This is a genomic window from Kitasatospora sp. NPDC051914 (genome assembly GCF_040680995.1).
Lineage (GTDB): Bacteria > Actinomycetota > Actinomycetes > Streptomycetales > Streptomycetaceae > Kitasatospora.
On record NZ_JBFAXX010000031.1, the window covers coordinates 19,214 to 39,956 of the forward strand.

General features: G+C 71.0%; 19 protein-coding genes. 11 read left to right on the forward strand and 8 right to left on the reverse strand.

Features of this window, described 5'->3' with window-relative positions:
* Nucleotides 1–5: 5 nt before the first annotated feature.
* From AB0M03_RS21115 to AB0M03_RS21145, 7 genes are all read right to left on the reverse strand, one after another.
* The gene (locus AB0M03_RS21115) at nt 6–1,148 is read right to left on the reverse strand and encodes a lanthionine synthetase C family protein (protein WP_363493097.1); all 1,143 of its coding nucleotides are present in this window, start codon (nt 1,146–1,148) and stop codon (nt 6–8) included.
* Nucleotides 1,145–4,192 (reverse strand): lantibiotic dehydratase, encoded by a 3,048-nt coding sequence (locus tag AB0M03_RS21120; RefSeq protein ID WP_363493098.1) that lies wholly within the window; start codon nt 4,190–4,192, stop codon nt 1,145–1,147. The genes AB0M03_RS21115 and AB0M03_RS21120 overlap by 4 nt, the downstream gene beginning before the upstream one ends.
* Nucleotides 4,193–4,299: 107 nt before the next feature.
* Nucleotides 4,300–4,473: an FxLD family lanthipeptide gene (locus tag AB0M03_RS21125; RefSeq protein ID WP_363493099.1), complete on the reverse strand. Its 174-nt coding sequence runs from the start codon at nt 4,471–4,473 to the stop codon at nt 4,300–4,302.
* A gap of 48 nt (nt 4,474–4,521) precedes the next feature.
* The gene (gene fxlM / locus AB0M03_RS21130) at nt 4,522–5,739 is read right to left on the reverse strand and encodes a methyltransferase, FxLD system (protein ID WP_363493100.1); all 1,218 of its coding nucleotides are present in this window, start codon (nt 5,737–5,739) and stop codon (nt 4,522–4,524) included.
* A gap of 54 nt (nt 5,740–5,793) precedes the next feature.
* Complete coding sequence (locus tag AB0M03_RS21135; RefSeq protein WP_363493101.1) at nt 5,794–6,744, reverse strand: phosphotransferase; 951 nt, start codon at nt 6,742–6,744, stop codon at nt 5,794–5,796.
* Nucleotides 6,732–6,974, reverse strand: a complete 243-nt coding sequence (locus tag AB0M03_RS21140; protein ID WP_363493102.1) for a hypothetical protein — start codon at nt 6,972–6,974, stop codon at nt 6,732–6,734. Before AB0M03_RS21140 ends, AB0M03_RS21135 begins: the two co-directional genes overlap by 13 nt.
* A gap of 257 nt (nt 6,975–7,231) precedes the next feature.
* Nucleotides 7,232–7,720: an ATP-binding protein gene (locus AB0M03_RS21145; RefSeq protein WP_363493103.1), complete on the reverse strand. Its 489-nt coding sequence runs from the start codon at nt 7,718–7,720 to the stop codon at nt 7,232–7,234.
* A gap of 433 nt (nt 7,721–8,153) precedes the next feature.
* Here AB0M03_RS21145 and AB0M03_RS21150 point away from each other — a divergent pair, with 433 nt between their 5' ends.
* Together AB0M03_RS21150 and AB0M03_RS21155 are read left to right on the forward strand one after the other, a co-directional pair.
* Nucleotides 8,154–9,380 (forward strand): hypothetical protein, encoded by a 1,227-nt coding sequence (locus AB0M03_RS21150; RefSeq protein ID WP_363493104.1) that lies wholly within the window; start codon nt 8,154–8,156, stop codon nt 9,378–9,380.
* A 33-nt stretch (nt 9,381–9,413) separates the two neighbouring features.
* Nucleotides 9,414–10,316 carry an aminoglycoside phosphotransferase family protein gene (locus AB0M03_RS21155; RefSeq protein WP_363493105.1) on the forward strand — a complete coding sequence of 301 codons (903 nt, stop codon included), beginning with the start codon at nt 9,414–9,416 and terminating at the stop codon, nt 10,314–10,316.
* A 212-nt stretch (nt 10,317–10,528) separates the two neighbouring features.
* Here AB0M03_RS21155 and AB0M03_RS21160 read toward each other — a convergent pair whose 3' ends face one another.
* The gene (locus AB0M03_RS21160) at nt 10,529–11,275 is read right to left on the reverse strand and encodes a site-specific DNA-methyltransferase (protein WP_363493106.1); all 747 of its coding nucleotides are present in this window, start codon (nt 11,273–11,275) and stop codon (nt 10,529–10,531) included.
* A 549-nt stretch (nt 11,276–11,824) separates the two neighbouring features.
* On the opposite strand from AB0M03_RS21160, the gene AB0M03_RS21165 reads away from it, so the two are divergent.
* From AB0M03_RS21165 to AB0M03_RS21205, 9 genes are all read left to right on the forward strand, one after another.
* A complete protein-coding gene (locus tag AB0M03_RS21165; RefSeq protein WP_363493107.1) occupies nt 11,825–12,991 on the forward strand; it encodes an NlpC/P60 family protein in 1,167 nt (388 codons plus the stop codon).
* Between the two features lie 63 nt (nt 12,992–13,054).
* Complete coding sequence (locus AB0M03_RS21170; protein WP_363493108.1) at nt 13,055–13,363, forward strand: DUF6112 family protein; 309 nt, start codon at nt 13,055–13,057, stop codon at nt 13,361–13,363.
* Between the two features lie 38 nt (nt 13,364–13,401).
* Nucleotides 13,402–14,067 (forward strand): hypothetical protein, encoded by a 666-nt coding sequence (locus AB0M03_RS21175; RefSeq protein WP_363493195.1) that lies wholly within the window; start codon nt 13,402–13,404, stop codon nt 14,065–14,067.
* Nucleotides 14,068–14,097: 30 nt separating this feature from the next.
* Nucleotides 14,098–15,567, forward strand: a complete 1,470-nt coding sequence (locus AB0M03_RS21180; protein WP_363493110.1) for an ATP-binding protein — start codon at nt 14,098–14,100, stop codon at nt 15,565–15,567.
* A 152-nt stretch (nt 15,568–15,719) separates the two neighbouring features.
* A complete protein-coding gene (locus AB0M03_RS21185) occupies nt 15,720–17,192 on the forward strand; it encodes an SCO6880 family protein (protein WP_363493113.1) in 1,473 nt (490 codons plus the stop codon).
* Nucleotides 17,193–17,226: 34 nt separating this feature from the next.
* Nucleotides 17,227–17,676, forward strand: a complete 450-nt coding sequence (locus tag AB0M03_RS21190; RefSeq protein WP_363493115.1) for a DUF6238 family protein — start codon at nt 17,227–17,229, stop codon at nt 17,674–17,676.
* A 24-nt stretch (nt 17,677–17,700) separates the two neighbouring features.
* Nucleotides 17,701–19,206 carry an ATP-binding protein gene (locus tag AB0M03_RS21195; protein WP_363493117.1) on the forward strand — a complete coding sequence of 502 codons (1,506 nt, stop codon included), beginning with the start codon at nt 17,701–17,703 and terminating at the stop codon, nt 19,204–19,206.
* 165 nt (nt 19,207–19,371) lie between these two features.
* Nucleotides 19,372–20,133: a hypothetical protein gene (locus AB0M03_RS21200; protein ID WP_363493119.1), complete on the forward strand. Its 762-nt coding sequence runs from the start codon at nt 19,372–19,374 to the stop codon at nt 20,131–20,133.
* Between the two features lie 46 nt (nt 20,134–20,179).
* Nucleotides 20,180–20,677, forward strand: coding sequence for a hypothetical protein (locus AB0M03_RS21205; protein WP_363493121.1), 498 nt, complete (start codon nt 20,180–20,182; stop codon nt 20,675–20,677).
* Nucleotides 20,678–20,743 lie beyond the last annotated feature (66 nt).

Consider the following 20,743-nt stretch of genomic DNA (forward strand, 5'->3'; position numbering starts at 1 on the left):
AGTGGTCAGGCCAGGAGCAGACTCGTGTCCCACCCGGACTGTGGGGAGCTGTGGTGGGCGGTGTGCAGGGCGAGCAGCAGGCCTGCGTGGCCCTCGAGGTAGCCAGGCCCGTCGTCTCCGAACGACCGCTCCTGCTGGATGAGCACGTCGCGAAGGTGTGGCAGCCGCATGGCGAGCGGCGATTCAGTGGCGTCTTGGGATGCTCGCCATACGGTCTGGAAGAGGCCGGCCCAGCCGTGGCAGAGGCTGCTGTCGGTGAGCTGGTCGAGTTGGTCGGTGTCGGACAGGCATGCGGCGATCGCGTTTTCGGCGAGGTGCTGGCGGTGGATATCGCCGGTGGCGAGGGCGGCGAGTTGTTGGGCGCGGGCGATGCCCGGTGTGCCGTAGCACCAGGAGGGCCGGAAGGGGCCGCGGTGGGCGATGCGCCGCGAACGGACTTCCTCGAAGTTGATCCATTGTGGCCACCAGGGGATCCCATCGGTGTCCTGCTGCCAGTCGTCAAGCCATGCGCAGATCCGGCCGATGGCGTCGCGGTGGCCGTGGACCTCCACCCCGTCACGCAGGGAGAGGGCGAGAAGGGCGAGTGGCCCGGTGATGCCGTGGGCCATGCCGAGGTTGGCATGGCCGTTGGGAAAAGCCGGGGGCTGGCGGAAGTGTGGGTCGTGGCCGGTCCACCAGCCGGGGACGTGCTGCCCGTCGAGGCGCAGCGGTTCGGTGAGGCGGACGAGGTGGGCGAGAGTTCGGCCGAGCGCGTCGCTTCCTGGTGCTGCGCGCAAGAGGTGGGCGCCGATGCCGGTGAGCCCGTAGATCAGGTCGAACTCTTCCAGCCCGGGTAATTCCCGGCGGCGGAGACGGACTTCGGCGCGGTCCAGGCGGCGGTGGGCGAGTGCCTCGGTGTGGGCGAGCAGATGGGCACGGGGTCGCTCGTAGCGGCCGGGGCCGGCGGCTTCGAGGGCGAAGGCGAGAGAGGTGGCGCCGTAGAACAGTCCGGTACCGTCGCCGGCGTTGACGTTGCCCGTGGCGGCGTCGGTCAGCCAGTGGTGTGCGGTGTCCCAGTCGGCGATGCCGGTACGGGCACGTTCGATGTGCAGCAGGGCGATCCCGGCTGCGCCTTTGGCCAGCGACTGCCCGGTGGGTGTGGCGGTCATCGGGTTGCTCCGGCGGGCGCGGTGGCCCAGCGCAGGGCGGCGGTGCGGGCCAGGTGGGTGGTGATGCGTTCGCGGTCGGGGTCGACGCCGAGAACGCGGACGTGGTGGAGGTGGAGCAGGGAGCGCAGGACGGTGAGCGGGTCGCGCTGATCGGCGAGCCGGTCGCGGTAGGTGGCCAGGGCGGTTCGGCGGCGGTCCCAGGCGTGGGCGATGCCGTCGCCGCCGGGCAGGGCCGCGAGCCGGGCCGGGCCGCGCTGGGGGTCGGTGAGGCGGATGGCAGCAGCGCGCGTGGTCGGGTCGGTGCGTACCGGGTCGTGCGGCAGGTGGTCGACGAGCCAGCGCAGGCCCGTCTCGGTGTGGCCGGTGAAGGCGACGGCCAGGTCCACGAGGCTGGCTGCGGTGACCGACTCAACGGGCAGGTCGGTGCGGGCGATGGCGGCGATCTGGGCCAGGGCGACGACGGAGTCCGCTGCGACTGCGTGCTCGGCGGCCGTCATCGCCGCGCCGTGTCCGTATCTGCCGGTTTCCGGTTGGTAGGTGGCCAATTGGAGGTGGGTGAGCAGGCCGAGGCTGCGGAGTTCGGCGGCCCAGTCGGCGAGTCTGGTCGCAGCCGCGGTGTAGTGGGTCGGGCGGGTGAGGCGGATGTGGAGTCGCAGGTGTTGGTCGATGTCGGGGCGGGTCAGGTCCCGGTAGCGGCGGAACCACCACTGGGGTGGCTGGCGCCAGGTGGCGAGGAGGCGGGGCAGGTGGCCGGTGAGGATCTCGTCCTGGTGGTCGGGGTGGCCGTGCAGCTGGGCGGACAGCCATGGTGAGTTCCCGGGTAGGTGGGCGGCGTCCGGGTCTGCCGGCCGCAGGAGCGTCACGGTGGGAGTCCTCTGTGCTGGTGGTGTGAGTCGGACGAGGGGGATGAGCAGTTCGTGGGCGCGGCCGAGCCAGCCGTCGGAGTCGGGCGGTGCTGCCTCGCGTAGTTCGATCTGTTGGGCCTTGTCGAGGCGGGCCCGGAGGATCGCGCGGTGGAGATCGTGGTCGAGGTCGAGCGGGAGCCTGAGTTCGCCCTCGGTAAGAAGCACGTCGGCCGGGCAGCCGGTTTGCTTCCGCCAGGCGGCCAGGTTCTCGTCCCACTCGGCCGCCGAGGCGCCGGTCGGCAAGTCCGCGGCATCGAGCAGCCAGCGGGCCGGGGCGAGGATCGTGCGTCCGTGGCGCAGCCGCGGCAGGTAGGGAAGGCGGGCGGTGGCTCCCCAGTGGAAGGCGCCGAACACGGCGGAGCGCGCGCCCGCGATCTCGGCGAGGAAGCGGGCCAGCGGCGGTGTCTGGACGCGGGCCTCCAGCGCGTGCAGGACGACCGGTTCGACCGGTCGGCCGGTGGACAGCTGGATCAGGTGAAGGCTGCCGGCGTCGGCGGTGACCGCCAGGTCGTCGAGGGCCAGGGTCCCGGAGTCTGCAGTGTGGTGGCCGGACAGGTGGATGAGGTGCGGGAGGATCTGCGGGGTGCGGGCGACGTTCTCGGCGGCGCGCCGCCGGGGCGGGAAGACCAGCTGGGCCGGCAGAGCCCCGGGGCGGGAGGTCGGAAGCTGCGCGTACACCTCGGCCAGACGGGTGCGGCCGGGGTCGGTGAGGACGTCGAGGAAGCGGCCGGCCATGGAGGCCCCGGTCCGGGGCGTACCGGTTACCGTCAGCCGAAAGTGCCCGCGGTCCAAGTCCTCGCGGCTGGCGGCGTGCACCTGGACGGCAATCTCGGCCCGCGGCGGCGGCACGGCCTCGGTGAAGTCGCCCACTTCCAGGGCATCGATCAATTCCTCGGTGAGGACGATCTCGCGGTCCCCTCGCAGTGCGGCGCGCTGGACCCAGGCGAGCAGTGTCTCGTCCCGGTTGGTCAGGGTCTGCGGGGTACGCCGGTAGGGTGAGCCGAGGAAGCCGGCGGGCAGTCCCAGGCCGGTGCCGGACTGGACGAGGTCGCGGACCGGGACGGCGGCGCCGATCCCGTACCGGTCGAGGAACCGGTGGTGCCACGCCTTCCAGTGCGGGGCGCCGAACGGGTCCGGGGTCAGGCGCAGCAGGGCGGAGGCAGTGGCGGCGGCCTCGTCGGCGACCTGTGCCGGTACGGTCACGGCGCAGTCCAGCCGGACGTCGGTCATGAGTGCGCCCGGTTCGCTTCGGAGCAGCGGTTCGAGGCCAGCGGGGTTGTCGACGGCGAGCATCGCGGTGTGCAGGGATCGCAGTCGGCGCTCGGTGGTTGCACGGGTGGGAGGGGTGCCGTGGTTGTCGAGCTCGCCGAGGACGTGGCCGAGCGGGTCGGTGGAGGTCATCGGCGGGCGCAGGCTGGTCAGCAGGGCACCGCGGTGGACGAGTTCGGCAAGAAGTCCGGCGACCTGCGCACGCTCGGGGTAGCTCGCGCAGAGGTGCTCGACGAGGTCGTGGAAGGCCACGGGCTTGGCGGCCGCCGCCATCGCCGTCTGGACGGGGTCGGTGTGGCGGATCGTCACTTCGATTGGTGCGAAGTCCTCGGGCTCGTGATCGGGGGCCTGGCCGGGGACGACGAGGCGGTCCCCGCGGAGGAAGGCGTCGGGGTTCGCCCGTACGGGCAGGCGTGCCAGCAGCTCTGTATGGCGTTCGAGGTCGGCGACGATACGGGCGAGCCAGCCGGAGTTTGCGCGCACGACCGGGCGGTGGTTCTGGCCCCAGTGCACTGAGGTCTGCCTGCCGAGCTCGGCGGTCGCGATGCCGGCGAAGAGCCCGAACGGGGTGGCCCGGCGTTCCCAGCGCAGCAGGTAGGCGGTCAGCGACAGCACCGTACGGCGTGCCTGCCTGCTCGATGTCTCCTCGCCGGTCTGCACCTGGTCGAGGCGGCGGGCCAGGTCCGGGCTGGCCAGCGTGATTGCCGTCCGCAGTTCAGTGTTCTGCCAGACCTCGCGCAGCCATGCCGCCGCGTCGCCGTCGGCCGGCTGGAGCTGCGGAAGCCGGGTGGTCGCCGGGTCGTGGGTCGTCGCGCGGATCATCGCCACACCGCGGTGCCCGTACAGCGGCCGGCTGTGCCGTGTGCTCATCTCGGCTCCTGCTGGAGGTCGATAGGGGTGGGAGGTGGCCGCCGCCGGCCTGCTGCAACTGCGGGTCGGCGGCGGCTGGGCACCTCGGGACCGGTGCCCGGGTGGGGTCAGGACGGGTTGGAGATGTAGCTCACGCAGGCGCTGCCGGAGCAGGAGGAACCGCAGCCGTCGTCGGTGCTGCGGAGCAAGCCCTTGACCGGCTCGCCGGCCTCGACCACCACGTGGACGTCGAGGTCGAAGTCGCCCTGTGCGGCGGTGGTGCCGTCAACGCTGTGGGTCATGGAACTCCCCTTTCGAAGGGACAGGAGGGTTGGAACGCCTGGACCCGGTCAGGCCCAGGAGACGGTGAGGCGTGTGTGCGCCTTGTCGATGACTGTCCCGGGCGGGAGTTGGTCGTCGGGGGTGCCCGCCGGGGAGACGGTGATGCGCGGGCCGGGGCCGTGCCGGTGGGCGTGGTCCCAGGTCTTCACCTGCTCGGCGAGGCGTTCCGCAAGGGCGGTCGCACGGGGTCCGTAGCCGTGGGCGCCGAACTCCCACCGGTCGTCGGAGATCTTGCGCAGGGCGAGGTGGGCGAGGCTGTCGCCGTCGATGACGGTCGGGCAGGCCATGCGGTTAGACGGTTGGACCGCACCGGTGTCCAGGTCCGGGTCGACCGACAGGAGGCAGAAGCCGGTCGGTGTTGTGGTGGCCAGCCAGAACGGCAGCAGGTCGAACGGTTCGTCCCGTCCCACCTCCACTGCCGACCACGTCTCCGCCCGCGAGGTGTCGAGCACGCCCGCCAGCGGTCCCGGATCGGCCACCAGGCCGTCGTCGAAGCGCAGCCCCACCTCCTTGCCACGCAGGAGCAGCAGCCGCTCCTCGTGCGCACCGGCGCCCTGGGCGGCAACGAATCCGCACACCGCCGAGGACCGGCTGACCAGGCGGTCGCTCTCACGCTGGAAGGCGATGGAGCGGGTCAGGCCGTTGATGCGCAGCGGCACGGTCAGGATTCCGCCGTCGGCCAGTTGCTGCGTCCACGCCGGTGGGATGTCCCAGGCGCCGAAGGTGACCATGACGTGGTCGTAGGGGCCGTCCTCCTTCGCGCCGTTCTCGGCGTCGCCGTGGCGCACGACGACGCGCCAGTACCCGGCCTGTTGGAGGAAGCGGCTGGCGCGGTCGGTGACAAAAGGGTCGATGTCGACGGTGACGACCGTGCCGTCCGCGCCAACCAGTTCGGCCATCAGTGCGGCCTTGTAACCGCCGGAGCCGAGTTCGAGGACCTTCTGGCCGATCCGCAGTCGGGCCTGTTCCAGCATGACGGCCTGGATGTGCGGATCGGAAACGGAGCTGGTCGCGATGCCGTGCTCGTCGCGCTTGGTGACGACCGCGCGCAGGGCGTACGCCTCCTCCAGCGAGGCTTCCGGGGCGAAGATGTGCCGGGGCACGGTCCGGAAGGCGCGTTCGACCTCCCTGGTGCGGATCGCCCCCTGTTCGCGCAGCTTCTCGACCATGGCCGCGCGAAGCGTCTCGGCGGAGGGGGACGGTTGGACGTCCTCGGGCATGGGCATCACAGCTCCTTGATCATCGGGATACGTCCGGCGGCAGGTGCGGTCGGACGGGTCTCAGGAATGGCAGGCGAGGCGGAACCGCATCCACCTGAGGGCGGCATCTCGGCCGACCCTCCACGGGAATCCGTATGGGTTTGTGGGACCGTGGTCGCGCCACCACACCCGGCCGGCCAGGGCCACGGCCAGTGCGGTGAGGTCGTCCTCGTCAGCCTGGTCGAGCCCCGCGTACTGACGGGCCCACGCTTCAGCACCGGCCGGATCGCGGCCCGCTTCGACCAGGTGCGGGACGAGGAGAGCTGCGTCCGCCCACGCCGGGCCGAACCGGGCCCGGCGCCACCCCACCGCCGTGACTCCGCCATCGGGAGTGATCAGCAGGTTGCCCGGGTGCAGGCTGCCGTGGACGACGGCCGGGCCACCGAGCCGCTGGGCTCTGCCGTCCAGGGCGGTAAGCCGCTGGAGCACACGGGCCTCGCGTGGGTCCAGCACAGCTCGGCTCCACGCCGATCCCGCGAACCTCTCCCACGATGGCCAGAACCGAAGCGCATCCCCCAGCACCCCGACCTGGCCGACCGGATCGCCCGCCAGGGCCTTCGCCGATCGCAGCAGGAAATCCCCCACGGGGGCGAGGTCGGGCGAACCGGGCACCAAGCTGACGGACCGGCCCGACACCAGCTCGTGCACCAGCACGCACGACTCAACTTCCCGAACTGCGCAGAGCAGCGCAGGCCCGACCGCGGCGATCCGATCGGAGATCAGCACCTCCCGGCGCAGCTCGGTGATCCCCGGACTGTTCCAGCCCGCGGCCGTGACGTGCACCGCTCGGCCGTCGTCCAGAGTCAGCCGTCCGCAGACGCCCCGCAGCGGTCCGGTCGGCAGCCGGTCGAACCGCACAGGAGCGCCGCCGAGCCGGTCGGCCACCGCAGTCAGGAACCCGCCCAGGGCATCACCAGCCACCAGCCCGCGAGGCGCTCCTGCTCCCCCACCGCCGACCATCAGATCGGCCATGACGCCTCCCGGCCCGGCAGCAGCGGCTCGCCGCCGGTGTTCGGCTGCGCGGTGAAGACATACACCGCGTCGTCGTCCACCAGCGTCACCGTGTACGACTCCCCCCACACCAGAGCCGCCATCGCCACCTCGGCCGCCGACTCGTCCTGTGCCCAGGCCCGTCCCGGCCGCGCGTGGGCGATGTTCAGCTGGTCGGCCAACTGCTCGACCCGCATCTGCAGCCACCGCACGGACCTCCGGGCATCCCGGGTGGGGCACGCGCCGAACAGGACCGGCCGGCCGCCGCTGTGCGGGTAGGCGACAGCACTGCACCAGAACGTCTCCCGAAGTGCAGCACTCGGGCCTTGGCCGAACGCGCCGGCGGCCCGGTGGGCCGCCCGGGGCTGGGGGGCTCGGTCGGCGGCCTCATTGCGGCTCGGTGGGCGCTTCACCGCCGGGGCCCGCCGTACCCCCTCGTCCAGCCCGAGGGCGCGACGCAGCAGGCTTCTCATGCTGCCTCCCCCGGGTTCTCGTCTGCAGAGCTCTGCAGGACCCTGGCCCACACCACCTTTGCTCCCTTCCCTCTCGCCACGCCCCAGTCCTCCGAGACCGCTGCCACGAGCCGCAGCCCGTGGCCGTGCTGGCGAACGCCGGCGGGCCGGGTGGCGGGCATCAGATCGCTGCGGCTGTCTCGGACCTCGAGACGGCAGCCGCCCGCGCTCTCCTGGAGCCGCACGAGAACCGAATCCCCCGGTCGGCAGGCGTGCCTGATGGCGTTCGTCACCAGTTCGGAGCAGATCAACGCCACGTCGTCAGCGCGCTCCCGCGCCCATCCCCACGCCACCAGCTCGACGTGGACACCGTTTCGTGCCAGCCTGACGGAGCCATGGTCGGCGGTGAACTCCTTCGCCCAGACCCGCGACGCCTGGCCTTCGCGGGCCGATGTCCGACCGGCTGCCTGGCGTCCGGCAAGAGCATCAGGGATGGCGGTGGGCATGGCGTGTACCTCCGAGGCCGTGCGCGGGACAGGGTTCCTGGGGCTGTGCGCCGAGGCGCTCCTGGTGGTTGCCTCGTGCCGGAAAGACTCGCCGACGGCTACTGGCGCCACAACGGGAGCAAGTTGCTGATGGCGCACATCAGTTACTGAAATCACGGTTCCGTCCGCGCAAATCAGTAACTAATTGCTGTTATTGGCTAACCATCAGCAACATCGGTTACTAAGCTGATGGACCGCGCAGTCGTCAGGGAGGTGTCTCATGGCGCACAAGCCATCCTGTTCCGCACAGATCCGAGCCACTGGCGTGGCAAGCGGCTGGGCGACGACGGCAATCGTGGCTGCGATCGTCGACTGCTGCGGTGTGAGCCCGCTCCGGGGGCAACGACTTGCCCGTGGCTGGACCCTTCAACGTGCCGTCGACGAACTGGTCGAGATGTGCGATGCGCAGCAGCTGTCCCGACCGAAGCTCGACATCGACCAGCTGCGGGCCTGGGAGACCGGGCGTACACCTCGCATGCAGACCATCGACCTGCTGTGCCGGCTGTACGCGACGGACGCCCAGGGCCTGGGCATGACCGGTGACTACCGCACCGCCCCTCGGCCGGCCGCCGTCCCCGCGCCTTCGTCGGCCGTCACGGCATCCGCCTCCGTCCGCTCCACGCACGCTCCGGCGCCGATCGCCCCCGGTGACGCAGTGGACGCACTCGTGGACTCCCACCGCCGGGCAGTCGAGAGCACGCTCGCCAGCACAACCGTCAGCGCAGGACGACTCGAGGTCCTGGACGAACGGCTGATGGACCTTCGCCGCGCCTACGTCGTCGCCCCGCCGCTGGAGATGCTTGCCCAGCTCCTACACGACCTGGACGAGGTACGCCTTCTCACCGCGGAACGGCAGCCCGCCCACGTGCAGGTCCACCTGTCGGAGATGATCGCGGTCCTGGCCACATTGACCGCCGACGCGCTGATGAAGCTCGGGCGGCTGGGCCAGGCGCAGCTGTGGTACGGCACCGCGCGCACCGCGGCCGACGACAGCGGCAGCTGGGAGTTACGGGCACGCGTCCGGGTTCAGGCCGCCATGCTGCCGTACTACTACGGGCCGCTGGAGCGCGCGGTGAGCTTCACCCACGAGGCGCGACTCCTCAACCGCAGCCGCCCCACGTCCACCGGCGCGTTCGCCGCAGCAGCCGCAGCACGGGCCCACGCCCGACAGGGCAACGCCGAGGCGGCCCGTACAGCGATCAAGGAAGCACGGGAGCTGTTCGACCGCTCCCGGCAGGATGCATCCGAGTCCGACGACGCCTGGGCCTTCCCCCTGCGCAGACTCCTGCTCTACCTCTCCGGCGCCTACACCTACCTCGGCGACACCATCCGCGCACGCCACGTACAGTCCGAGGCCCTGGCGCTGTACTCGGGTCGGACCGGCATCGATCCGGCACTGCTGCGTCTCGAGGAGGCGATGTGCCTGATCCACGAGCGCAGCATCACCGAGGCGTGTCAGCTGGCCGGCCAGACCTACCTGATGGTGCCTGCCGCGCACCGGACTGAAATCCTCGGTGCCCGGGCTCAGGACATCATCGCGATACTGCCGGAGAACGCCCGGTCGGCACGGGCGGCGCGCGAGCTCGGTGAGATCCTGGCGCTGCCGGCCGGTGGGATGTGACAGAAGGGGCATCCGACCGTCAGCCTTACAGGCATGAGTGCTCCGGTTGCCCGGATCGGCGGCTTCGCCGAGTCCGAAGTGTCCGACGTCCTGGAGAGCGCATGCCGACAGGTCGGCCTCGACCCGTCCGGCGCGCAGGTACTGCGCGGCCACACGAACGCGGTCTTCCGGCTCCCCGCTGCCGGGGCGGTCGCCAAGATCGCCCGGGCCGGCACCCCCTACGCGAACGTACGACGCACGGTGGAACTGGTCCGGTGGCTCACCGACCTGGGCTTCCCCACCGTCGAACTACTGGCGGTGGATCAGCCGGTCGCCGTCGGCGCGCACACGGTGACCTTCTGGGAGTACCTGCCGCAGCCCGACGTCCCCGTGCCGGCTGCCGACCTGGCGATACCTCTCCGCACATTACACCGGCTCCCCCCACCTCCCTTCGAAGTCCGGCCGCTCGACACGGTCGCGGCCATCAGGCGGTCACTCGATGCCACCACCGCCCTGCCGGCCACCGACATCGACTACCTGTCGAAGCGCGTGGATCAGCTGGAACAAGACCTTGAGAAGGTCCGCTTCGCCCTGCCGCCCGGCCTGCTGCAAGGCGACCCCCAGCATCGGAACGCACTCCACCACCCAGGAGGCGCGGTGCTGTGCGACTGGGACACCGCATGCCACGGCCCGGCCGAACTGGACCTCGTCACCGTGGAGATCCATTGCCGTAGGTTCGGCTACGGCACCTCCCACTACGAGGACTTCGCCCGCACCTACGGGTTCGACGTGACCGCATGGAGCGGGTACACCGTCCTGCGCGATCTACGAGAGCTACGAATGATCACCACGAACGCCAAGCGGGCCGCAGCAGGATCGTTGATCGTGACCGAGGTACTCCGACGCGTAGAAGGGCTCCGTCGCGACGACAGCGATCTCCGGTGGAACATCCTCTGACGACCAGGCGAAGTCCCAGCTGCGGACAGGCACCTGGCCGTGCCGTGTACAACCGCGCAGCCGGAATCGCCCTTCTTCTCCGGGGAGAAGACCGCGCCATTGATCCACCGGGAAGTCGATGGGCCCGGCGGGGACGGAAGGCGGCCAAGCTGAATGCTCTGGCCGCCTTGTCCACTCTCCAGCCCACCGGCCTGACGCAATGACTCTCAACGTCACGTCTCCGGTCCTGCTAGACCGTAGTGATCCTGGGTCAGCTCCGCGCGAAGCCTCCGCTCGGCTATGTCGGCGTAGTGCGGCGACAACTCGATGCCCAGGAACTTCCGCCCCTCCCGCACGGCGGCGACGCCGGTCGAACCGCTGCCAGTGAACGGATCGAGGACGGTGCCGTTCTCGGGGCAGATCCGGACGAGCTGCTGCATGATCTCCAGCGGCTTCTGGGTGATGTGGACGCGGTCCTTGCGGGGCTGGGACGCGGTGAAGTGGCCGGGCAGGTAGATGGCCCGGCTGTTGTCGAGGCTGCCCTTGACGCCCCAGGTGATGAACTCCGCGGACTGCTTGAAGCCGCCCTTGCGGGGTCGGCTGGTGGGCTTGATCCAGGGAATCGTGCCCTGCCAGGTCCAGCCGGCCATCTGCAGGGCGTCGCTCGTGGTGGGTTCCTGTCGCCAGTCGGAGAAGACCATCGCGACCGAGTGCTCGGTGGACGCACGGTAAGCCTCGGTCAGCAGCTCGGTGAGCCAAGAGCGGTATGAGCGCTGGTCGCGGTTCTCGCCGGGAAAGGTCTTCAGGTCGTGGGCGGATCCGGACGTCACGTACTTGGTGCGGGCGTCGCGGCTGGTGCGCTCGGAGCTGGTCCGCCCGCCCGAGTTGTACGGCGGATCGGTGATGACCGCGTTGACGGACTCGTCGGGGAGTGTCTTCAGCACGGTGAGGGCGTCCCCTCGGTGGAGCGTGTAGCTCATGATTCCTCTTTCGGTGCAGGGGTGTTCCTGCTTTGGGCATGACGGCATTCGCCAGGAGCGGGGAGCCGGGACGGTAACAGCGATCAACGGCCGTGCCTAACGACGGCGTGGACGGCGCTACTCCTGGTGGAGGGGTCGCTTGGTGCGGCCGAACTTCGCGTCTACTGTCTCGCCGTGCCAACAGGGCGAGGTACCAAATCGGCCCTGATCAGCGCGCGTTGATCCATGTTGTCTCGTCCGGTGGGGCAGTGCGCGGACGCTGCTCCCTTGTTCCAAGGAGTGTTGTGTTCCGGCCGAGATTACGAGCGCGGCTGGCTGCCGCGTGATCCCGATACCGGCGTCCTGGGCTACTGGCCCCTGACCCGGTCCGCCTCGAACGAGGCTGATTCACCACCGGCGCGGTGCCGTGGCTTCTTCGCACGAGAAGCCGGCACCCGTTTACCAGGAACCGTAAGGAGTCGCTGCGATGCAGCATGCCCTGGCACAGCCATGCCCTCATCCGCCCCCGCCGCCACGCCGACGCACCCGTCGTGATGACGGACGACGGCGGTGAAGAAGACCGCAGGAGTCTTCGTAGGTCTCGTCGCTGTCGGCCCGTTGCTGCTGGCCCTGCCGGTCGTGGTCATGGCGGGTACCGCTTCCGCTGCCTGTATGCCCGGATCCGATGCGCAGACCGTGGACACCTCTGCCGTCGCCGCGCAGGTGAAGGCGATCCTGGGCGGCTCCACCCCGCCCGGCGCTCCGGGAGTAGCAGGGCTGGAGAAGCCCGGCGAGCAGATCCCCAACGCCCAGGTCATCCAGGCCACCGGCATCGCCATGCATGTCCCCGTCCGCGGGCAGGTCGTCGCCCTGGCCACAGCTCTGCAGGAAAGCGGGCTTCGCAACATCAACTACGGCGACCGCGACAGCCTGGGACTCTTCCAGCAGCGGCCTTCTCAGGGCTGGGGAACACCGGAGCAGATCATGCAGCCGGTGTACGCCTCGACGAAGTTCTACGAGGCGCTCAAGAAGGTCAACGGCTGGGAGTCGATGACCATCACCCAGGCCGCCCAGGCAGTACAGCGCTCCGGCTTCCCGGATGCATACGCAAAGTGGGAGCCGCTGGCGACCGCGCTGCAGCAGGCCATCGCGCCACTGCTTCCCGGCGCCGGCCCGGGCGCGACGGCATCGCCGGGGCCGGGCTCGAGCCCGGCGCCGACAACCCCGGGCATCGCCAATCCCTCACCGAGTGGCGGAGGCTGTTCGACGACGGGCGGCGACGGCACCGGTTTCGGGACGATCCCGGCAGGTTCCCTGCCGGAGGGCTATGCGATCCCGTCCGACGCGCCGGCGCAGGTGCAGACCGCCATCAGGTGGGCCCTGGGCCAGCTCGGCACGCCGTACCAATGGGGCGGCACCTGCACCAACTCCCACGGTGCCGACCCGATGGGCCGATGCGACTGCAGCTCGTTGATGCAGCTGGCCTACAAGGCCTCCGGGATCACCCTGAGCCGCACCACCTATACGCAGGTGTCCGAGGGCACCGCCGTATCCGTCGACGCACTCAGGCCCGGCGACCTGCTGTTCACCCGCGGCACCGCTCTGCGGCCCGAGCACGTCGGAATGTTCATCGGCTCCGGGCTCGTCGTGCACGCCCCGAAGACCGGCGACGTGGTCAAGATCTCGACCCTCGCCTCCTGGCGGCCGACGATCCTCGCTGCCCGCCGCATCGTCTGACCGCACCCCCTTCCGTCCTCCTCGGCGCACCTTCGCGCACCCATATTCGAACAAAGGTTCCCCATGATTCTCGCCGACACGCTCGTCCAGCTCGCGTACGACCCTGGCATTGCCCCGAACGAGGGCGGCCTGCCGGGGCTCGCGGTCCTCAAGAAGGTGATGGGCTCGCTGAACCTGTTTGCCATCATCGCAGTCGTCGGCGCCCTGGCGGTGAGCGCCGGGGTGTGGGCCTGGGGTCACCATTCCGGCGGCCACCAGGCCGAGGCCAACGGCAAGAAGGGCGTGCTCGTCTCGGCCGGCGCCGCCCTGCTGCTGGGCGCGGCCAACGGCGTCGTCGCGTTCTTCTCGGCGCTCGGCAGCCAGATCAGCTGATGCAGAAACGCTCCCTTCCCTCTTCCTCCCACAGCGAGATGCCCGGTGGCACGCTCGCGCGCCGCCGGACACTGCTGGGCACCCTCGTCCTGGTGGCGCTCATCGCACTCTCCGGCCTGCTGGCCTACGTCACCCGAGACTCCCGAGCCGAGCCGAACCACGCTGCTGCTGCTTCGAGTTCACCCTCCGGGCCCGCACCCACCTCCCCGTCGTCGGCTCCGTCACTCAAGGGCAGCCCAGCGGTCCTGCCGAGTCCGCCGGCCACACGCGATCCGATCACGTTCGCAAAGGCAGCGGCCGTGGCTCTGTGGTCGTACGACACGCGGGCCTACTCGCAGCCCGAGCTGGTGGCAGCCCTCCACCGGTGGCTGACGGCCGAAGGCCAATACGTCGACGTGGAGTCGGTGGAGCGGCTGGTGCCCTCGCCGGTGCTGTGGGGGCGGATGGCGGACTCGGGGCAGTTCGCCACTGCGACCGCGGCCGAGGCGCACTTCCCGGAGTCGTTCACCCGAGCCTTGCAGGCCGATCCGGGAGCGATCACCCAGGCATACATCTACGCCGTCACGGTCTCCGGCAAGCAGTCGATCTCCTGGACCGGCTCGCCCGAGGGCGGTGCCGAGGACCGCTCGGCCACTCTCGCCGTCCAGTGCCGGCCCGACCGGCCCTGCGCCCTGGCCGGTGTCCTTCCGTCCGTCGCGCCCTGACCGTCCCCATCGAGAAAGGAGGTTCCCTTCGTGGGTGTCTGCGACATCCCTCTGATGAGCCAGGTCTGCACCGCGGTCGATGCGGTCAGCTTCGTCTCCAACCCCGGCAAGAGCATCACTGACGGCATCGGTGCGTGGATCGCCAAGTCGATGGGCGAGCTGGCGGCCAGTGCCGTCGACCTCGCCGCGAAGGCGGTCGACCAGACCACCGCCATCGACCTGAGCGCCCCGTGGTTCAGGGACAACTACCAACTCATCCTGCCGATCGGTCTGATCCTGACGGTGGGCACGTTCTGCGCACAGCTGATCCTGGCCGCCTGGCGCCGGGACGAGCGGGCGCTCGCCCAGGCGGCCTGGGGCACCATGACCGGCGTGCTGTTCTCCTTCTGTGCGATCAGCTTCACCGCCGTGGCCGTCACCGTGGTCGACGCGCTGTCGGCAGGGTTGTTCAAAGCGGCGAACACCTCGGTGGACGACGCGATCCGTCGATTGGTGAAGGTGTCCACGCTGGGCGCGATGTACCCGCTCGGCTGGGCGATCCCTGCGCTGGTGGCCACGGGCTGCGCGATCGGTGCGTTCCTGTACTGGGGGGTGATGGTCGCCCGCAAGGTCGGTGTGCTGGTCCTGGTGGCGTTTGCGGCGTTCGCCGGCGCCGGCGGCGGCTGGGAGGTCGCCAAGCGCTGGCGGCGCGGCTGGATCGAGGCCACCGCCACCCTGGTGGTCAGCAAACTGCTGATGACCGTGGTGTTCCTGATCGGCGTCTCGGCGATCGGCAAGACCGACAAGACGGACGGTCTCGGTGCCCTGTCCGATGCCATGGCCGGCATCGTGATCATGCTGCTGGTGCTGCTGTGCCCGTACGCGGTCTACAAGTTCGTCCACTGGGCAACGGACGGCGGTGGCCACGACGACCTGCACCGCACCGGTGTCGCCGGCGTGGCGGTGGCAGCCGGCGCGGCGAAGACGGCCGGAAGCCTCGCGATGCAGGTGGGCGGTGGTGCCCCGGCGCCGCAGGGCCCGAGCCAGGTCCCGGGCGCGGACGCCGGCGGTGTCGCCTCCGGCATCGACCCGACCGGGCGGTTCAGCAAGGAAGGCATTGACGCCGGCCCCGCCCAGCCGCAGACGAAGTTCCGGTTCGGCGAGGACCCGAACGCCAAGGGCGACCGCGGACGCGCCCTGGTCACCCGGCCGGGCATTCCGGCTCTGATCACCCGCGCATCCTCCGGTGCCGAAGGTGGCCAGCCAATGCCCGGCCGAGTCCCCGAGGCGCCTGCCCCGCCGAGCACCCGGGGCGCCGCCGTGGCAAGTCCGGTCGCCCCGGCTGCACCCGGTGCTTCCCCGACCTCGAGTGCGCCCGCCCCCTCGGCCCCGGCTCCTCGACCTCCGATGCCCTCGGCGCCAGCCGTACCTGCGGTCGACGGCCCGTCCCCGGCCGGAGTAGCCGCACCCAATCCGGTCCGGTTCGTCTACCCGAACAGGCCGCCCCGGCCCGGTTCCTGAGCGGATCGGGCCCGATCCCGGGGCGGGCCGCCGTCCGCCGCCCGCCCCGGGCACCACCCCGTGCACCCACTGCCGAAGGAGTCGCCGTGGAGTCCAGAAGAACCGCCGTGTCCCGATCCGCCCACCCCGCACGCTCACCCCCTGGAACTTCGATGTCTTCCACTCCAAAACCCGACACCGTTCCTGCGTCCGTCAAGTTCCCCCATCGCTCCAAGCGCGGCGTCCTGCTCGGCCTGAGTGCCTCGCAGCTGGTGACCACCACCATCGCCGGTCTCCTCCTGCTCGCTGTTCTGGTCGCCCGCGGCGTCATCGGTGCCCTCCAGCTCGTCCCGCTGTGGGCCGCCGTCGCCGCGTTCGTGTTCGTCCGCCACCGAGGCCGCACCCTGGCCGACTGGGCACCGGTCGCCGCCCGGTACGCACTACGCCGCCTGCGCGGCCAACTCGTCTGGCTCGCCCGCCCCTCTCGCCGCCCGGTACGCGAAGGCCTGCTGCACCTGCCGGGCAGCGCGGCCAGCCTGCGCGTGGTCACGGCCCCGGACCGCCGCTACGGCGCGGTCCACGACCCGCACGCCGGCACCCTCACCGCGATCGTCAAGGTCAGCAGCCGCGCGTACGCCTTGCTCGACCCCGGCACCCAGAACGCCAACGTCGCGGGGTGGGGACGAGCGCTCGCCGCGCTCGCCCGTACTGGGCACGTCGCCCGCATCCAGGTGATCGAGCGGACCGTTCCGGACAGCGGTGACGCGCTGCGCCGGTACTGGGAGGAGCATGGCAGGCCGGACGTGCGGCTCGCGGGGGCGCTTTACGCCGAGCTGATCGAAGGCGCAGGTCCGGCTGCCGCACCGCACGAGGCGTACGTGGCCGTCGCGCTGGACTGCAAAGCGGCGCGGCGCCTGATCAACCAGGCTGGCGGCGGTCTGACGGGCGCCTTCTCGGTCCTGGTCCAGCTGACCTCGGCATTCGAGCAGTCCGCCCGGACCGCCGGCCTCAACCCGAAGGGCTGGCTGTCCGCTACCGAGATCGCAGCTGTCGCCCGCACCGCCTACGACCCCAAGTCCCGTACCGCGCTCGACCGGTGGTCGGAGGACGGGCGCCCGGCCGCCGACCCGGCTGCCGCGGGACCGGTGGTCGTGGTGGAGAAGGCCGACCACATCAGCACTGACTCCGCCCACCACTCCACGTACTGGGTTGAGAACTGGCCCAGGACCGAGACGAACGCCGGCTTCCTCCACCAGGTGCTGTTCGCCTCGGGCATGCGCCGCACCATCTCCCTCTCCTACGAGCCGAAGGACCTGGACTCGGCGATGCGCGACGTCCGACGCAAGAAGGCGAGCGTCATCGCCGACTCGACCGAACGTGTCCGGAAGGGCCAAGTGGCCAGCGAAGCCGACTCGGTGGAGTACCAGGACATCCGAGACCGCGAGCGCCAGCTGATCGCCGGGCACGCCGATGTCGCCCTGACCGGCCTGCTAACCGTCTCGGCCGACACCGAGGACGAACTGCGCGCCGCCTGCGCCGTGGTGGAGACCGCCGCCGTCGGCGCCCAGCTCGACCTCCGCCCGCTCACCTGGCAACAGGCCGAGGCCTTCACCGCCGCCGCCCTCCCGTTCGCCCGCGCCGCCTGATGCCGGCCTGATCGCTTCCCGAAAGAGCACCCCGATGCCGGGCACCACTGCCACCGTGCAGGACTTCGTTCCGTACGCGACCGCCGCGATCGACTTCCACCGCGCGCTCAACATCCCCGCAGGGCCACTCGTCGCTTCCCGCGCGGAACTGGACTCCCTCCACGCGCATCTCGTCTCGCTCCACGAGCTGCTGGACGCCCACACCCGGCGCACCTCACCTCTGCTCCCGGCTGAGGGCGACCACCTCAGGGCCGCAAGGACCCGCCTGTGGCAGGCCGCAGACCACCTCCATGCCGCCTACCACTCCTCACCCCGACCAGGCAGTGGCGACGTCCCCGACCGCGACGCCTGCCGGACCCGCCTGCCCGAGGGAGCGCCCGAACTGACCATCTGCCGCCGCCACCTGGAGACGGCCCGGCTGCTACGCCGCCGCATCACCCCCGCCGACCTCCGTTCCCCGTTCACCGGTCTCGTCCGCCGCTGAACCCCGACCCCCGGAGCCGTGACCATGCCCAGGAACCGCACCACCGCCTCCCGCCTCTTCGTCCCGCGCAAGACTTCCCGTGCCGGGCGGCGATCCGCTCGCACCGAGCTCGCCAAGGCGCGCGCCAAGGCCCGTCGCGCCCAGGCCCCCGCCGAACGTCACGAGCACGAGGACGCCGGCCCCGAGCTGCAGCCCACCTACCCGGCCGCGGGCCGGCCCGGCCCCGCCTCCGCCCGCGGCGGCAAGCTGCGCTTCCCCAAACACCGCATGACCACCGCCGTCGCCGGTGGCGCCTACCCTTTCCTCGCGGAAGCCGGCCTTGGCGCCGAGGGGATCTTCATCGGCCGCGACCTCCATGCCGAGGGCAGCTTCTGCTACGACCCGTTCAGCCTCTACAACTCCGGCCGCGTCGAAGGCTTCACCAACCCCAACGCGATCCTGTGCGGGGTCATCGGCATGGGAAAGAGCGCCCTCGCGAAGTCCATCGCCACCCGGGCCGTCGCCCACGGCTACAAGATCTACGTGCCGTCCGATCCGAAGGGCGAGTGGACCGGCCTGGCCGAGGCCCTCGGTGGCCAGACCATCGCGCTGGGCCCCGGACTGCCGGGAAAGCTCAACCCGCTCGACGCCCCGCAACGGCCCGCGGGGGCGGGCGAGGAGGACTGGCGGGCCGAGGTACGCAAGCGTCGCCTCCTCCTGCTGGGGAGTCTGGCCAGCACGGTACTCAAGCGCGATCTGCTGCCGATGGAGCACACCGGCTTGGACGTCGCGCTGGACCTGGTCGTCGCCGATGCCGAGGTGAACGGCACGGTGCCGCTGCTCGGTGACATCGCCCACGTCCTCGGCCGGCCCGAGCGCCTCGATGCCGCCCTCGGCGAGCAGGCCGGCGGCATCGGCCACGCCGCCGACGACCTTGCGCACGCCCTGCGGCGCCTGGTCCACGGCGACTTGAGCGGGATGTTCGACGCGCCGTCCACGGTGGTCTTCGATCCTGCGGCGTCGATGCTCTCCATTGACCTGTCCCGGCTCGGCAGCAGCGGCGACGACACCGCTCTGGTGCTGGCGATGACCTGCGCCTCGGCGTGGATGGAGTCCGCCCTGGCCGACCCCGACGGCGGCAGGCGGTGGGTGGTCTACGACGAGGCGTGGCGCATCATGCGGCACGTCGGACTACTGGAACGTATGCAGCAGCAGTGGAAGCTCAGCCGCGGCCTGGGAATCGCCAACCTCCTGATCCTCCACCGGCTTTCCGACCTGCTGTCCGCAGGCGACGCCGGCTCGCGCGGACGAGTCCTCGCCGAAGGCCTCCTCGCTGACTGCAGCACGAGGATCATCTACCGCCAGGAACCCGACCAGATCGCGGTCTCCATGTCGCTGCTCGGTCTCACCGGTGTCGAGGCCCAGGCCATCGCCGCGCTCACCCGCGGCCGGGGCCTGTGGAAGGTGGCGGGGCTCAGCTTCATCGTGCAGCACCTCCTCCATCCCAGGGAGCGGGCGCTGTATGACACGGACTTCCGCATGGCGGCATAGCCAAGTCGCCATGCGCTGCAGGACGCCCGCGCGGTGCCGACCGCCACCGTCCACCCACGCCGCCAACCCCTCGTCCAGGAAGGACTTTGCCGTGCTTCGACCGCACAGATCCCGCCCCGTCACCGGACAAGTCCACCGCCCGTATCCCCGAAGCGGAGCCCCACCATGTCTGCTGCCTCCGAGGCCATGCCCGACGTCGCCATCGGACACCACCCTGACCACGGAATCGTCGCCACTCTGCCCACTCGTTCGGCCTCCGCCCAGTGGATGCTGGAACGCCTCGACTTCCAGCGCATCCCCGGCCATCCGAGTCTGTACGCGCTGACCGACCAGCAGCGTGAGGTCTCCGAGCGTGCGGCCTGGGCCATCAGGCTTCTCACGGCCGCCGGCCACCGCGTCGACACCGGCATGCCCCCAACCGTCGAGAGCACCGACGAGCAGGCACGGGTACGGTCGCGGCCCGGCGCGACCGAATCGCAGCACAGCCAGGACCCGGACCCAGGTCCGGACGTCTCCTTCGCCGAACATCCCGGTGTGGGCGTGGTCGCGGCCGTCGACAATGGTCGGCCGATCAGCCCGGCCGTCTTCCTGGAAACCGACGGCTGGCGCCACCACCGCGGCCTGGACGTCTACCTCCCACCGGCAGCCACCCGGGCTGAGGCCCTGGGCGCGGTTGTACGCAGCACCGTCGCACTGCAGCAAGGCAACTACCGGGTGGCCATGCAGCCCCAGCTCGCCGAAGCCGTCGCCGCACACCACGTCCCGACCCACCAGGCCTTCACCACGCACAAGTTCCGCGTCGACGAGGCCGCCCTCGCCAAGAGCCCCACCCACCGGCCGGGCCCCGCGGCACCGCCCGCCACCGTCCCCGCCGTACCGCCCAAGGCGGCCGTGGACCCGCGCATCGCCTTCGCACGGGGCCGCTGACAGATGCCCCGTGATCACTCCACCTCGACAAGCAGGGAGCATCCCGATGGCCGTGAAGAAGATCTGGACGATCGCCCACTCGTGCGGGCACCGGACGGAGCGGGATCTGGGCGACCGCCCGGCCGACCGCCGTGCCGGGTTCGCCGAGTGGCTCGCCAGGCAGGACTGCACCGACTGCTGGCGGGTCGCGAAGTCCGGCGACGAAGCGGACAAGGCGGCCTGGCTGGAGACGAAGCGCGCCGCCGAGCAGGCCGAGGCGGAAGCCTGGTCCGCGCAGTACCGCATGACGCCGCTGGAGGGCACCGAACGGGGTGTTGCCTGGGCCGTGCGCTGCCGCCACCAGGTCCTCGCCACCGCCTATACCGCGCTCGTCCTCGAGGGCGGTATGCCCGAGGCCGAGTGGGAGCAGATCGAGGACCGGGCGCGCACGGTCACCCGCGCCGGCTGGTGGATCGACCAGCGCTCCTCCGAACCGGCCGACCTGCCCGAGCTGCTGGACGCCGCGACCGCCGCCGACCGGCCCACCGAGAACCCGTTCGTCTGACCGGGCGGCTGTGCTCTGCCGGCACAGGGCACCCGCCGCCATTCACACACTGCCGGCCGCCACCAC

Excerpts from the sequence above, each read along its gene's own strand:
- AB0M03_RS21115 (WP_363493097.1), bottom strand. The coding sequence starts at position 1,148 with ATGACCGCCACACCCACCGGGCAGTCGCTGGCCAAAGGCGCAGCCGGG.
- AB0M03_RS21120 (WP_363493098.1), bottom strand. The coding sequence starts at position 4,192 with ATGAGCACACGGCACAGCCGGCCGCTGTACGGGCACCGCGGTGTGGCG.
- AB0M03_RS21125 (WP_363493099.1), bottom strand. The coding sequence starts at position 4,473 with ATGACCCACAGCGTTGACGGCACCACCGCCGCACAGGGCGACTTCGAC.
- fxlM (WP_363493100.1), bottom strand. The coding sequence starts at position 5,739 with ATGCCCATGCCCGAGGACGTCCAACCGTCCCCCTCCGCCGAGACGCTT.
- AB0M03_RS21135 (WP_363493101.1), bottom strand. The coding sequence starts at position 6,744 with ATGGCCGATCTGATGGTCGGCGGTGGGGGAGCAGGAGCGCCTCGCGGG.
- AB0M03_RS21145 (WP_363493103.1), bottom strand. The coding sequence starts at position 7,720 with ATGCCCACCGCCATCCCTGATGCTCTTGCCGGACGCCAGGCAGCCGGT.
- AB0M03_RS21150 (WP_363493104.1), top strand. The coding sequence starts at position 8,154 with ATGTGCGATGCGCAGCAGCTGTCCCGACCGAAGCTCGACATCGACCAG.
- AB0M03_RS21155 (WP_363493105.1), top strand. The coding sequence starts at position 9,414 with ATGAGTGCTCCGGTTGCCCGGATCGGCGGCTTCGCCGAGTCCGAAGTG.
- AB0M03_RS21160 (WP_363493106.1), bottom strand. The coding sequence starts at position 11,275 with ATGAGCTACACGCTCCACCGAGGGGACGCCCTCACCGTGCTGAAGACA.
- AB0M03_RS21170 (WP_363493108.1), top strand. The coding sequence starts at position 13,055 with ATGATTCTCGCCGACACGCTCGTCCAGCTCGCGTACGACCCTGGCATT.
- AB0M03_RS21175 (WP_363493195.1), top strand. The coding sequence starts at position 13,402 with ATGCCCGGTGGCACGCTCGCGCGCCGCCGGACACTGCTGGGCACCCTC.
- AB0M03_RS21185 (WP_363493113.1), top strand. The coding sequence starts at position 15,720 with ATGTCTTCCACTCCAAAACCCGACACCGTTCCTGCGTCCGTCAAGTTC.
- AB0M03_RS21190 (WP_363493115.1), top strand. The coding sequence starts at position 17,227 with ATGCCGGGCACCACTGCCACCGTGCAGGACTTCGTTCCGTACGCGACC.
- AB0M03_RS21195 (WP_363493117.1), top strand. The coding sequence starts at position 17,701 with ATGCCCAGGAACCGCACCACCGCCTCCCGCCTCTTCGTCCCGCGCAAG.
- AB0M03_RS21200 (WP_363493119.1), top strand. The coding sequence starts at position 19,372 with ATGTCTGCTGCCTCCGAGGCCATGCCCGACGTCGCCATCGGACACCAC.
- AB0M03_RS21205 (WP_363493121.1), top strand. The coding sequence starts at position 20,180 with ATGGCCGTGAAGAAGATCTGGACGATCGCCCACTCGTGCGGGCACCGG.